The following is a 13,123-nucleotide window of genomic DNA, read 5'->3' as shown; positions in this document are numbered from 1 at the left end:
TTAATTAACGTCACTGTGTCTTTATGAAACTCTATGAAAATAGCCCCCGCAGCGCGAGGGCTGAAGGCTTGCTAGGCGTGATCTGCTTGCTCGGCTGCCTTGCGGAGCGCCCCGAGATCTACCTCGGGTTCGGTGGAGCCGCATCCATCGTCGCCACAGTTGCAGCTGTCACCGCAGCCCTCTTCTGCCTTGTGGGCTTCATCCCACAGGAAGGCTGCGCGAGAACCCATGTTAGATCCGATGGACAGCGCCAGGATGGAAATCACAAAAGTCAGGGCCGGGATGGTCCACATCCAGCCGCGTGCGGAGATCGCCACGACTCCGCCGAAGAGCAAAGAGACACCAGCGAGCATCCAGAATGGGCCGGCGATTGCATGAGCATTGTCCCAAGCTTCCTTAGTCTTGCGGATTTCTACCAGGCGGAGGCCCACGACACTATTACCGGGGAGCTTACGCGCGGTGGCGAGGCCGCCCACGATGAGGAAGATGGCGGCGAGGGTAAAGAAGATGATGGCTATCGCGAGCATGTCCCCTAGTTTATCCCTGAATTTGCCAGAAGAAAATCCAGCTCTTCGTGGGTTCGCGGTGATTTTACGATGAGTGTGAAAAGCTGCTCGTTTGGTAACATTCTGCTCGTGTTGTGCCAAAGAAAACAGTGGTCACACGCACCACATAACAATGAAAAGATAGCTAAATGAACCTCAAGAGTATTACTAGCTCTTTGCTCTTTAAGATCGTCGCTGCGATCATATTGGGCATTGCTGCTAGCTTCATTCTGCCGGAATGGGCCGCGCGCATCTTCGCCACGTTCAATGGGCTCTTCGGAAACTTTCTGGGCTTCTTCATCCCAGTTCTGATTTTCGCCCTCGTGGCGCCTGCGATTGCGGGGCTTGGTCGCGGCGCTGGCAAATGGCTCGGAATGACGGTCGCACTCGCGTATGGCTCCACGATTCTCGCGGGCTTCATTGCCTATGGATTGTCAGTCGCGCTTTATCCAACGATGCTTGCGGGCCAGACCATCGATACCAACGTTTCCGATATTGAGGAAGGTGCGCTGCAGCCCTACTTCACCGTGGATATGCCGCCACCTTTCGAAGTAATGTCGGCGTTGCTTTTGTCCTTCTGTATCGGCGTTGCGATGACTGCGGTGAAGTCCGACACTCTCTATGCGGTGACTAAAGAGCTGGAAGCCGTCGTAGTCAAGATTATCTGGGGATTCGTCGTTCCGCTTCTGCCGGTCTACATCTTCGGCATGTTCTTGTCGCTGGGAATGAATGGCAATCTTGGCGACGTCCTCGTTGCTTTCTCTAAGGTGCTTATCCTCGCCGTCGTCATGACCATCGTGTACCTTCTCTTCCAGTACCTGATCGCTGGCGCAATCGCGCGCAAGAATCCCTTCGTCGCGCTAAAGAATATGGCGCCGGCCTATTTCACCGCGCTGGGTACCTCATCCTCAGCGGCCACGATTCCGGTCTCCCTAGAGTCCGCGCTTAAGAATGGCATCTCCCGTCCGGTGGCTGGTTTCGTCATTCCGCTCGGCGCAACCATCCACATCTCGGGCTCGATGATCAAGCTGACTCTGTACGCTTTCGCCATCGTCACGATGACGGGCATGGATGTTTCCTTCGGCGAGGCGGCAGGGTTCATCTTCCTTCTGGCCATCATGATGGTTGCTGCGCCTGGCGTCCCAGGCGGTGCGGTGATGGTTGCGGTGGGTCTTCTGCAGGCAAACATGGGCTTCGATGATTCCCTCGTGGCGCTCATGATTGCGGCATACATTGCCATCGACTCGGTCGGTACCGCAGCGAATGTCACCGGCGACGGTGCAATCGCGATGATTGTGGATCGCTTCGCGCGCGGCAAGATTGAGGGCCTTGACAAGGAGACCACTACCCCAGCCGAACAACAGTAAGAGCTGTTCTTATAGGCGCTTAATCCAAAACTAGGACCCGAGGAAAGTTCATGCGAGAACTTCCTCGGGTCTTTTTATATGCGTTTTGATGCGCTCAGTTTTTTTAGGTGCCGCTACTTCTTGGTCGCCGCCTTCATGGATGCGACGAAGTCGGTGATGTCTTGCTTAAGGGCATCGACATCAATGTCGGTTTCACGTGAAACGTGCTTCTCAATGATCTTGGTGATTGCGGAGCCGGTTATAGCGCCCGCTGCGCCGGCAGCGATGGCATCGGCAACATGTTCTGGGGTGGAGATGCCGAAGCCGAGGAGAACCGGAGCGCCTTCGAAGCGCTTGACGTTGGCAACCACCTCGTCGAGGCCGCGGGTTTCCGAGACTTTCTCCGTACCAGTCACGCCGTCGCGGGAGATGGCATAAATGTAACCCTTGGAGTATTTAGCCACGCCTGCCAAGGTCTTCTCGCTCGCCTGTGCCGGTGCGATGAAGATTGGGTCGACGCCAGCCTTTTCCGCGGCCGCGACGAATGGGGCGCCTTCGCGCACCGGGACGTCGGGAAGCAGGATGCTATCTGCACCCGCATCGTGGAACTCCTGATAGAAGTTCTCGATGCCGCGGGTGAATGGGACGTTGCCGTAGATCAACATGCCGATGGGAAGCTCCGGAAACTCGGAGCGAATCTGCTTGATCTGCTCAATTGCGGCATCGACGGTCGCGCCGTTGGCTAGCGCGCGGATGTGCGAGGCCTGAATCGTCGGGCCATCGGCAACTGGGTCAGAGAAAGGAACGCCCAACTCGAGGGCGTCGGCACCGCCGGCGACGGCCGCGCGGACGATCTCCAGAGCTACTTCCGGAGAGGGATCGCTCAGCATGATGAAAGGAACGAATGCTCCCTCGTCCTTGAGGGTGGCAAACAGGGTGTCGTAGCGGCTCATTAGTTTTCCTCCTTGAGGCGCAGCTGTGGGTTCTGCTCGAGGGTGTGGCGGACGTGGTCGATGTCTTTATCGCCGCGGCCAGAAAGGGATACGAGGATGGTGATGTCTTCTTCTTTACGCTTCAACGCATAGGCGAGGGCGTGGGAAGATTCGAGGGCCGGGATGATGCCCTCCTTCTTGCTCAGTAGCTGAAAGGCTTCGAGTGCCTCGGCATCGGTGATGCCGACGTACTTAGCGCGGCCGGTCTTAGACAGGTGTGCGTGTTGTGGGCCGACACCCGGGTAATCCAGGCCGGCGGAGATGGAGTAAGACTCCTCTACTTGGCCGTCAGCATTGCGCATCAGATAGGAGCGCGCGCCGTGGAGGATGCCCACCGTTCCGTTGTTGATGGTGGCACCGTGCTTACCGGAGTCGAGGCCCTCGCCTCCTGGCTCAGCGCCAACTAACTCGACTCCCTCGTCCTCGATGAAATCGGCGAACATGCCGATGGCGTTGGAGCCGCCGCCGACACAGGCGACGACGAGGTCCGGCAGTTCGCCGGTTTGTTCAATCATCTGCGCCTTTGCCTCTTCGGAAATCACCTTGTGGAACTCGCGCACGATGGTTGGGAACGGGTGTGGGCCGGCTGCAGTACCGAGGAGATAGTGGGACTCGTGGAAGGTTGCGGTCCAATCGCGCAGTGCTTCGTTAACGGCGTCCTTGAGGGTGCCGGAACCGGTGTCGACGGGGACGACCTTGGCGCCCATGAGTTCCATGCGGTAGACGTTGGGTTGCTGGCGCTCGACGTCCTTGGCTCCCATGTAGACCACGCACTCAAGGTCGAGCAGCGCGCAAGCCAGTGCGGTGGCGGTGCCGTGCTGGCCGGCGCCGGTCTCTGCGATGATGCGGGTCTTGCCCATGCGCTTGGCCAGCAGAGCTTGGCCGATTACCTGGTTCGTCTTGTGTGCGCCGCCGTGCACCAAGTCCTCGCGCTTGAGGAAGATGCGGGCCTTGCCGCCGAGCTTGGTTGCCTCGGTCAGCGGAGTCGGGCGGCCGAGGTAATCCTTCAGGTAGCCGGCGAGCTCCTCACGGAAGGAGGGATCGTTTTGGGCATCGACGAAGGCTTGCTCAAGCTGATCGAGAGCTGGGATGAGGGATTCTGGCACGAATTGCCCGCCGAATTCACCGAAGTAGGCCGGGAGCAAGGTTTCCCTGGTTTCTTGTGTTTCAGTCATGTTCTTTCCTGTGTCGGGGTGTTGTGAAGAAGTCAATTTAAGGATTTGTGTAGTTGCGGATGGTTTGGAAGGCGCGGGCGATGAGGCCAGAGTCCTTGCCGCGGGAGGTCTCCATTCCGGAGTTGAGGTCGAGGCCGGCGGTGCCGACGGCGAGCGCTTCCTCCAGATTCTCGAGGTTGAGTCCTCCAGCGAGGAGGGCCGGGATATCACGTGGAACCGTGGACCAATCGAAGGTCTGCCCCGTGCCGCCGCGGCCGGTGTCGAGAACGAGGAGATCCGCGTCTCCGGCAAGCGCCCGCGCCAAGTCCGGGGCATCCGGCGCCGTCATGTCGATGGCACGCCAGACAAAGTTCGAATGCTTGCGGGCCTCCGCGATGAGCGCGCGCTCGGCTTCGACGCTCCCCTGATACGGGGCATGCAGCTGGATTGCGTGGATGCCCTCGAATGCAATCTCCGCGAAGTTGGATGTGCGGCGCGAGACCGCAACGTAACGCAGCCCCGGCTCGTGGCTGATGATCTGTTCCGCAGTTTCACGTGAAACATTGCGCGGAGAGTCCTCCTCGAAGATGAGTCCGCCGTAGATGGCACCGGCCGCACGAGCCGCCTGCGCCGCGGAAGGAGTGCTGAGTCCGCAGACCTTATTGTCGCCGTAGACGAGGCGGCGCGCGGCCAGGTCAATGTCCGGCTGGCTCGTCAGTTGAGAGCCGACGAGGAAAGCGTTGGCGTGGCCGCCGATGCGACGCACCGTCTGGTTATCGCGGATTCCTGACTCGGAGACAATGATCTTGCCTTGCGGAACATATTCCGCGAGCTTTTCCGAACGCGTCAGGTCGATGCTCAGATCGTGGAGGTTCCGATTATTGATGCCGATGATGTCGACGCCGAAGGCGACGGCGCGGTCGACCTCCTCCTTGGTAATCGCCTCCGTCAGTACGTCCAGTCCTAAGGAATCGGCGAGCGCCTTCAGCTCCGCGTAGGTCGCGTCGTCGACGATGGACATCATCAACAAGATGGCGTCGGCGCCATAGTAGCGCGCGGCATAAACCTGAATCGGGTCGATGATGAAGTCCTTGCACAGCACCGGCAGATGTGTGGACATCGCGACGGTTTGCAGATGATCATAATCGCCGCCGAACTTATCGGGTTCGCACAGTACCGAAATTGCCGAGGCATAGTGGGAGTAGATGCGCGCGATGGCACCCGGCTCGTAGTGCTCGCGGATGAGGCCGAGCGAAGGTGAGGAGGACTTGCACTCCATGATGAAGCGATTGGTGCCATCCAGGGCGTCGTAAAGCGAACGCTCCGACTTCGGCAGGTTCGCCAGATCCACGTGGGCGATGCGCTCACGGATCTCCGCGAGGTGGGTGCGACGCCCCGCGACGATCCCCTCCAGCACCGTTGGCAGCTTAGGCATAGTTCGCCTCCTCGTGGGTGCGCAACCAATCGGCCACCTGGCCGGAGTCGATGATTTCCTTCGCGTGGGCGACGCCCTCGGCGATGGTTGCGGTTTTGCCGTAGAGATAGAACATCGCACCCGCCGCGGCGACGATGGCATCGCGGTGTGCGGGCTTGCCCTCCCCCGCGAAGACGTCGCGAAGCAGCTGCGCATTCTCCGCGCCGTCACCGCCGACGAGGTCCGCGAGCTCGTGGCGTTCAATGCCGAGGCTTTCTGGCGTGACGTCATATTCGCTGATCTCGCCATCCTTTAGCTCCCACATGTGGGTGGTGCCGTGGACGGCAATCTCATCGGTGCCCGCACCGTGGACCACCAACGCGCGGGTGCGGCCTAGCTCCTTGAAGACTTCCGCGATGAGGCGTCCCTGCGCGGGGTTGGCGATGCCCATGATCTGAAACTCCGGGCGGCCCGGGGAAAGCAGTGGACCGAGGGTGTTGAAGATGGTGGAGATGCCGAGTGCTTTGCGCACCGGCTGCACGTGTGCCACCGCCGGGTTATAGGCCGGGGCGAAGAGGAAGGTGAAGTTGGACTCCTCAAACTGGCGCACGGCGCGCTCTGGATTGAGGTCTAGCGGAATGTTCAGCGCCTCGAGGACGTCGGCCGAACCCGACTTGGAAGAAACCGAGCGGTTGCCGTGCTTGATCATCTTCACCCCGTCGGAGGCTGCGACTAGCGACGCCGCGGTGGTGATGTTGATGGTATTCGCACCGTCACCACCGGTGCCCGCGGTGTCCATCAGGCCCTCGCCGGTGATCGGGAAAGGGCGGCCGGCCTTCAGGAAGGCATGGGCGGCACCGGCGACGTCGGCAAGCGTCTCGCCCCTGGTGCGGATGTGGGTGAGCAAAGCGGCGATGTGAATGTCGTCGTACTCGCCGACGGTCAGCGAAGTAAAGACCTTCCCGGCCTGTTCGAGGGTGGGTTCGGCGGTGTTCAAGTACTCCTGGAGGAGCTTCAGTGCGTTCTTGTCTTCCATTTAGTTGGCCTTTCCAAATAGGTACTTCGCGGACAAATACTCGATGCAGCTTTCCAGCATGATGGGCCCGGTGGGACTAAGTACGGACTCTGGGTGGAACTGGACCCCGAAGGCCATCTGGTCCTCGGTCTCGGCCGCCATGACGACGTCTCCGATGGCGGTCTCGGTGGTAGCCAGCGCCCGCATTTCTGTAGGGATTTTCTTGCAGCCCAGGGAGTGATAGCGCGCCACTGGGACTTGGGTGCCGACGTAATCCGGATTGTCCGGCTCGGAGTCGACGGCGAGCCCGGTGAAGATGGGATGTTTCGCGCCAGCTTTAGTGAGGGTCATCCGGACCGACTTGCCGTGAACCGGGCCGCAGGGCTCGACGGTGCCGCCGTGGTGATCCAGCAGCGCTTGGAAGCCGAGGCAGATGCCAAACAACGGGATCTTCCCCAGCACCTTATCGATGAGTTCCATCATGCAGCCGGCCTCGCGCGGGTGGCCCGGGCCTGGGGAGAGACAGATGATGTCGGGTTCCGCAGCCAGGACTTCTTCAACCGAGACGGTATTGCGGAAGATGGTCGTGCGGTAGCCGGCGAGCGCGTCGACCAAGTTGTAGACGAAGGAATCGTGGTTATCGATGAGCACCACGTGCGGGGAATGAGTCTGCGTGGAATGCGTCACCGGACAACCTCCAGTTTTGCGTTATGAGCGAGTGCGATGGCGTGCAGCACGGCATAGGCCTTGTGCAAGGTTTCATCGGCTTCGGCCTGCGGCACGGAATCGCGGACAACGCCGGCGCCAGCCTGAACCACCGCTACCCCGCCTTTCACGTAGGCGGAGCGGATGACGATGCAGTTATCCATGGAGCCATCGCCCTTCAAGTATCCCCCTGCCCCGCCGTAGGAACCGCGGCGCGTTTTCTCGGTTTCACGGATGAGTTCCATCGCGCGAAGCTTCGGGGCGCCGGTGAGAGTGCCCATGTTCATGCATGCGCGATAGGCGTCGAGGGCGTCGTAGTCCTCGTGGAGGGTGGCGGTTACACGTGAAACCAAGTGCATCACGCGGGAGTAGCGATCCACCTGGAGGAGCTCGGCGACCTTGCGGGTCTGTGGGACGGCCACGCGCGCGAGATCATTGCGGGCCAGATCCACGAGCATCGTGTGCTCGGCAACTTCCTTGTTATCCGTGCGCATCTCGAGCTCGTTGCGGATGTCGAGTTCGTGGTTGAAGCTGCCATCCTTGTTGAGCCCGCGCGGCCGGGTGCCGGCGATGGGATAAAGCTGAACCTCGCGGCTTGGGGCGTCGAACTTTAGGTTGGATTCTGGTGAGGCGCCGAAGAGTTCATAGTCCGCGCCGCGCACGTAGAACATATACGGCGAGGGGTTTGTCTCGCGCAGTTGGCGGTAGGCGGCGAAGGCGTCGGGGCAATCGAGGGAAAATGCGCGGGATGGCACCACTTGGTAGATGTCCCCCGCAGTCACGTTATTTTGTAACTGTGACACAATTGCGCGGAACTTGGAGTCGGGCATCGAAGCTTCCGCAACGAGGCGATCTCGGTCCGGCGCGGGTTCTATCGCTTGCGGCTCGATGGATGCGAGCTCTGCCAAGCTTGCCGACGCCGCGTCCTCACTCAGATCGACCGCATGCAACGCGGCGGTCTCTGCGGCGTGGTCGATGGTGAGGAGAGTCTGTGCGACGACGAACTCATAATCCGGATAATCGTTCGGCCCCTCCCCTACGGCCGGGAGCTTCTCGAAGGTCTCGAGATAGTCATAAGCAAAGCCGCCTCCGACGAATGGAAGGGCGCCATCCGGCGTGGAGTATCCGGCATCTAATTGAAGGGCACGAAGTACGGCGGCGGTCGAAACGTCGCGGAGGCGCTCGCGCTCGTCGCTCTTCGCGGAAAGGCTAAAGGCGAACGCCTCGCCATCGAAGTACTCGCCAAGCTGATCCTTGAGGCGCTCCATCATTGCCTCGCCCACTTTAGTTAGTGGCGTGGCTGTGACACGCTGTCCCCGGCAGGTAACTTTCAGTGCGGCCTGGAGAATTGCGATGCAATTGAGGTTCTTTTTCGACTCGATGTCGGCGGCTTCAAGGAGGAGGCTATCCTTCGGCTGCGCGAGCCGTTGGAAAAGCAGGGATGCATCCTGCTCATAAGGTATCGCTCGGGAGGCGGTATGGAAGACCGTTCCGGAGGTAGGGGTTGGTGGCATTCGTGGTGGCCTTTCGCGGCTAAATGTTGTCTGTAGCTTTTAAAGTTTTGAAGCTTTAGATTCGCGCCGCGTGCGCCGTGGTGGTTATAAAACCACGAAAGGCCCGCATAGCGCGAGCCTAAATCTTCTGGGTTCGAGTGAACCGGCCCGCAGTTACGCGAGCCACCACCAGTTCTGGGATTTATTGGTCAGAAGTTGCATGAGACACACCTTAGCATGAGTGTGTGCTACGTGTGTGGTTTCGAGCACATTTTATGCACAGACAGAATGAATGGTCCGATGTACGGTTGCGACCATGGGCACACTTGAATCCAAACTCGCACCACTTCAGGAACAGTACTCGGAACAACTAGCCAAGCGCCGTGAGGAAGCGGCCGAGACCTTCAAGCGTTTCATGGAAGTTCACGGCGACGATGAGAAGCTGCAGAAGCACAAGACATGGCAAGCGCCATATGTCGACGCCTTCGCCCGTGAGGTCGCTCCGAATCTCAGTGTCGATGAGGTTGAGCTCGTGCTCGGCCAATCGCTGGTGGAATACCACGGCAGCGATTGGCTCGTGGTTGGCGAGAACGATGGCGAGCCAGTCCTCGGCATCTTCGATCCGGGCCGCCGTAGCGCTGCCCTTCCCCGCAACTACGCCCGCGAAATCGTGGAAGGAAATTGTCCCAAGTTCTTCGGCCTCGACTGGGTCCAGGTCTGGGACTTTGAGCCGGATGCTCCGGAATATGCTCCGGGCAAGCCCATAGCGGTGATGGAACAAATCGTATTGAGTGCCGCTTTCTATCGCGCGTTCAAGCACCCAGAAGAATCTTCTAGCGAGGTCTTGGATAAGGTCCTTCCAGAATTTGAAGCTGCCGATCTCCGCGAGAAGGGAGCGGAGCTGAACCGCCAGCCGCTCGCGGAGCGTCTGGAAGCGCTCCTGGCTAAGCACTCCTAGGCGCTGCTAACGCTAAACGCCCCGCGTAGTGTTTCACGTGAAACACTACGCGGGGCGTTGTTTGTGGCTGCTTTTTGAGCCGTTGCTTACTTGGTTGGCAACAGCGCCTTGTCGAAGTAAGCCTCGACCGCCGCGACGTTATCAAGCGGCAGTACCGCACCGACGTATTGGTCTGGACGGACGATGATAACGGCGCCCTCGCGGGAGATTCCGCGGGCGTCGAAGATGTCGCGCTCGCCAGGCAGGGCGTTGAATACGTTCTCCCAATTGGGGATATGGAACTTGCCGTTGAACGGGCGGAAGAGACGCGGGGCGTCCAAGATCTCGTAATCGTGGTGGTTGGTCTGCTGGTAGATGGCCTTGACGTCGAAGTAGGTGTTCTCGTCGGCGTCAGCGGGAGTGAACTTGGCCAGAACCTCTTTCATCCGCTCGGCCCAGGCGCTGAACTTGGATTCCTCGCCGGCCTTCGGGGCGTCGGCAAAAGCGTAGATGCGGTAGCGGCCGTCTGCGAAATGCTGGTGGCCCAGGTGCTGCTGAACTGCGTCGCAGCGGCGGAGAACCTCAAAGGACTTAAAACGCTTGCCCACCGGGAAGCCGGTGGCGAGATCTTGATGCTGGGTGTCACCGACGATGAGGTTCTCCTCGTACTGGGTCATCATGCCGGCGGCGAATTCCTCGGCGGCGACGTAGTACTTCTCCACCGCGCATGGATCCTCGAGCTCCTCCGGCGGGGTGGCCATAAGGGTGGACCATTCCTTATCGAAGTTGATGAGGTTCTGTGCGGCTGGCTGGCGCTCGCCATGGTAGGTGCTCAGTAGCTCCACCGGGGCGCGGCCATCCAAGACGTGGCCAAGCTTCCAGCCAATGTTGAAACCATCCTGCATGGAAACGTTCATACCCTGGCCCGCCTTCGCGGAGTGGGTGTGGCAAGCATCGCCGGTGAGGAAGACGCGCGGGGAATCGTTGTTGTCATCAAAGGCATCGACCAGGCGGTGGCCTACCTCGTAGACGGAGTGCCAAGCCACCATCTTCACATCGATGAAATAAGGAGAGTAGATCTCGTTGGCCTTCTCAATGATCTTCTCGATTGGCGTCTCGCGGATCTTGCCGTTGTCACCTTCTGGGACGACGCCCAAGTCGACGTAGATGCGGCAGAGGTAGCCGCCCTCGCGCGGGATGTGGAGGATCGAGCCAGCCTTGGAGTGGATGGCACACTTGGTGCGCCAATCTGGGAAGTCGGTATCGACCACGACGTCCATGACGCCCCACGCGTGGTTAGCCTGATCGCCGTTTAAGGAACGGCCGATGGACTTGCGCACGCGGGACTTGGCGCCGTCCGAGCCGACGACGTACTTGGCGTGAACCGTGCGGGGATTGCCGTTCTCATCTTCGAGCTTGACGGCAACGGGGTATTCGCCCTCCCCTACCTCGAGCTCGATGAACTTCCAGCCATAGTCTGGTTCGATGCGGCCCGGGGCGCGGTGGGCAAAGCGGGCGAAGTAATCCAGAACGCGGGCCTGGTTAACGATGAGGTGTGGGAACTCAGAGATGCCAACCTCGTCATCGACGGGGCGGGCGCCGCGGATAATGTGCTCGCGGTTTTCTGGATCCGGGTTCCAGAAGGACATCTCGGTGATCTCGTAGGCCTCTTCGGTGATTTCCTTGGCAAAGCCGAAGGCCTGGAAAGTCTCCACGGAACGGGACTGGATGCCGTCTGCCTGGCCCAGGATGAGGCGGTGCGGGCGGCGCTCGATGATGCGAGTGTTGACGCTCGGGAACATCGCCAGCTGTGCAGCCGTGATCATGCCCGCGGGCCCGGAGCCCACGATGAGGACGTCCATGGTGTCTGGCAGCTCGCTGGCGCGGTCGACGCCATAACCTGCGGGCTCGAGGACGCGGGGGTCTTGGGAAACATAACCATTGTGGTGGAACTGCACTGTGATCTCCTTGTTGGCCGAGATGAAGTGGATGGGATGCGGGTGACTTAACTCAATGCATTAAGGGAGTGTGATCTAAGTCCTATGTGCGGAATCATATATGATGCCGCAATTTTCTACAATGAGCATTTCGATTTGCGTGGAAACGGTGGGGAATTACTTGCTGAAGATGAAGTGCCCGCGCGCTTGCGCGGCTTCGTGCTCTGGGCCAAGAGGGATTCCCTTGCGCTCACGGAGGATGAAGGTGCACACGAGGCCAACCAGCGAAGCCGTGACTAGATAGCCGGATACCGCGAAGGTGGTGCCCGTTGCTTCGACCAGGGAAGCCGCAATCATCGGGGCGAAAGCTCCGCCTAGGACCGAGCCGAGGGCGTAGGTGATGGAAACGCCCGTGGCGCGGATGGATGCCGGGAAAAGCTCGGCATACATGGCGGACTGGGCGCCGTAGGTCAGGCCCAGGCCAAAGGTTAGCGAGGTCAGTGCCAGATAGAGCAGCTTGAGATCGCCAGTGTTAACCAGAGGGAAAAGCGCTGCGGCGCCGAGCGCCTGAGCGATAAAGCCGATGAGATAAGTCGCGCGGCGACCAATTCGATCGGAGATGGCACCGGCAAACAACGTAAAAAGTGCCCAGGTAAACGCGGAAAGCGTGACGGCATTCAGGACGTCGCCGCGCGCGAGCGCAACCGGACCGTCCGGGTCGGTCGCATACTTCTGGATGTAGCCGCCCGTGGTCATGTAGCCCACGGTGCCATTGCCTGCGAAAACCAGTGCCGCAGTGAAGACCAGCGGGAAAAACTTCTTGAACAGAACGGCGAAAGGATGTGGCGTTTCTTCCTCTTGGCGCTCGGCGATTTCCTCGAAGACTGGGGATTCGTCAACGCCCATGCGGATTAGATAACCCACCAAAACCAGCACGAAGGAAAGCAGGAACGGTACACGCCAACCCCAGGCCATGAAGGCGCCGCCAGGCGCGATGGTGTTCATGATTGAAAGAACTCCGGAAGAAAGCAGCAGGCCAGCCGGCACGCCCACCTGGGGTCCGGCGCCATAGAGCCCGCGCTTATCGACGGGTGCGTGCTCCACCGCCATCAGCACCGCACTGCCCCACTCGCCGCCTGCGGAAATTCCTTGGATGATGCGCAGGGCAATGAGCAGGATTGGCGCCCAAACACCAGCGCTATCGAAGGTGGGCAGGACGCCGATTAGCGTGGTGGCGCAGCCCATGGCAAAGAGGGTGACCATGAGAACCACGCGACGGCCAAAGCGGTCGGCGAAGTGGCCGGCGAGGAAAGCGCCGATTGGGCGGAAGAGGAAGGAAAGGCCAACCGTAAGGAAGGAGATGATGGTGGCCAGGCCGCCTTCCAGCGGGCCGAACATGAGCTTGTTGAATACGAGGCCAGCTACCGCGGCGTAGAGGAAGTAGTCGTACCACTCGATGGCGGTACCGATGGTGGTCGCGGCGACAACACGGCGGCGTTCGGCCGTCGTGATTGTCGGAGCGGCAGTTGCTTGCGACATGTTTTCCCTTTCAAGTTGTGGCTTGTCGTATACCTAACCACTTATT

11 protein-coding genes are annotated in these 13,123 nt (G+C 60.0%); 2 read left to right on the top strand and 9 right to left on the bottom strand.

The features are described from left to right. Positions 1–71: 71 nt before the first annotated feature. On the bottom strand, positions 72–527 hold the full coding sequence (locus HMPREF3155_RS02065) for an SdpI family protein (RefSeq protein ID WP_061925457.1): 456 nt from the start codon (positions 525–527) through the stop codon (positions 72–74). A 167-nt stretch (positions 528–694) separates the two neighbouring features. Here HMPREF3155_RS02065 and HMPREF3155_RS02060 point away from each other — a divergent pair, with 167 nt between their 5' ends. Next, positions 695–1,912 carry a dicarboxylate/amino acid:cation symporter gene (locus tag HMPREF3155_RS02060; RefSeq protein ID WP_070432470.1) on the top strand — a complete coding sequence of 406 codons (1,218 nt, stop codon included), beginning with the start codon at positions 695–697 and terminating at the stop codon, positions 1,910–1,912. Between the two features lie 113 nt (positions 1,913–2,025). Here the strand turns inward: HMPREF3155_RS02060 and trpA are convergent, their stop codons facing one another. The 6 genes from trpA to HMPREF3155_RS02030 are packed head-to-tail and all read right to left on the bottom strand — an operon-like array spanning position 2,026 to position 8,685. Next, positions 2,026–2,844 carry a tryptophan synthase subunit alpha gene (gene trpA / locus HMPREF3155_RS02055; RefSeq protein WP_070432469.1) on the bottom strand — a complete coding sequence of 273 codons (819 nt, stop codon included), beginning with the start codon at positions 2,842–2,844 and terminating at the stop codon, positions 2,026–2,028. Continuing rightward, the gene (gene trpB / locus HMPREF3155_RS02050) at positions 2,844–4,058 is read right to left on the bottom strand and encodes a tryptophan synthase subunit beta (RefSeq protein ID WP_070432468.1); all 1,215 of its coding nucleotides are present in this window, start codon (positions 4,056–4,058) and stop codon (positions 2,844–2,846) included. The genes trpA and trpB overlap by 1 nt, the downstream gene beginning before the upstream one ends. Positions 4,059–4,095: 37 nt before the next feature. Then, a complete protein-coding gene (gene trpCF / locus HMPREF3155_RS02045) occupies positions 4,096–5,472 on the bottom strand; it encodes a bifunctional indole-3-glycerol-phosphate synthase TrpC/phosphoribosylanthranilate isomerase TrpF (RefSeq protein WP_070432467.1) in 1,377 nt (458 codons plus the stop codon). Beyond that, positions 5,465–6,487 carry an anthranilate phosphoribosyltransferase gene (gene trpD / locus HMPREF3155_RS02040; RefSeq protein ID WP_070432466.1) on the bottom strand — a complete coding sequence of 341 codons (1,023 nt, stop codon included), beginning with the start codon at positions 6,485–6,487 and terminating at the stop codon, positions 5,465–5,467. The genes trpCF and trpD overlap by 8 nt, the downstream gene beginning before the upstream one ends. Continuing rightward, positions 6,488–7,153, bottom strand: coding sequence for an anthranilate synthase component II (locus HMPREF3155_RS02035; RefSeq protein ID WP_061925439.1), 666 nt, complete (start codon positions 7,151–7,153; stop codon positions 6,488–6,490). Further along, positions 7,150–8,685, bottom strand: a complete 1,536-nt coding sequence (locus HMPREF3155_RS02030; protein WP_070432465.1) for an anthranilate synthase component 1 — start codon at positions 8,683–8,685, stop codon at positions 7,150–7,152. The genes HMPREF3155_RS02035 and HMPREF3155_RS02030 overlap by 4 nt, the downstream gene beginning before the upstream one ends. A gap of 295 nt (positions 8,686–8,980) precedes the next feature. Here HMPREF3155_RS02030 and HMPREF3155_RS02025 point away from each other — a divergent pair, with 295 nt between their 5' ends. Next, positions 8,981–9,622 (top strand): hypothetical protein, encoded by a 642-nt coding sequence (locus HMPREF3155_RS02025; protein ID WP_070432464.1) that lies wholly within the window; start codon positions 8,981–8,983, stop codon positions 9,620–9,622. Between the two features lie 86 nt (positions 9,623–9,708). On the opposite strand, the gene HMPREF3155_RS02020 is transcribed toward HMPREF3155_RS02025, so the two are convergent. After that, complete coding sequence (locus tag HMPREF3155_RS02020) at positions 9,709–11,559, bottom strand: FAD-dependent monooxygenase (RefSeq protein WP_070432463.1); 1,851 nt, start codon at positions 11,557–11,559, stop codon at positions 9,709–9,711. 156 nt (positions 11,560–11,715) lie between these two features. Further along, positions 11,716–13,077 carry an MFS transporter gene (locus HMPREF3155_RS02015; RefSeq protein WP_070432462.1) on the bottom strand — a complete coding sequence of 454 codons (1,362 nt, stop codon included), beginning with the start codon at positions 13,075–13,077 and terminating at the stop codon, positions 11,716–11,718. Between the last annotated feature and the right edge of the window lie 46 nt (positions 13,078–13,123).

The sequence above is a fragment of the Corynebacterium sp. HMSC06D04 genome (genome assembly GCF_001807315.1).
In the GTDB taxonomy this organism is placed as follows: domain Bacteria; phylum Actinomycetota; class Actinomycetes; order Mycobacteriales; family Mycobacteriaceae; genus Corynebacterium; species Corynebacterium simulans.
This window is presented reverse-complemented; position numbering and strand designations above follow the sequence as displayed.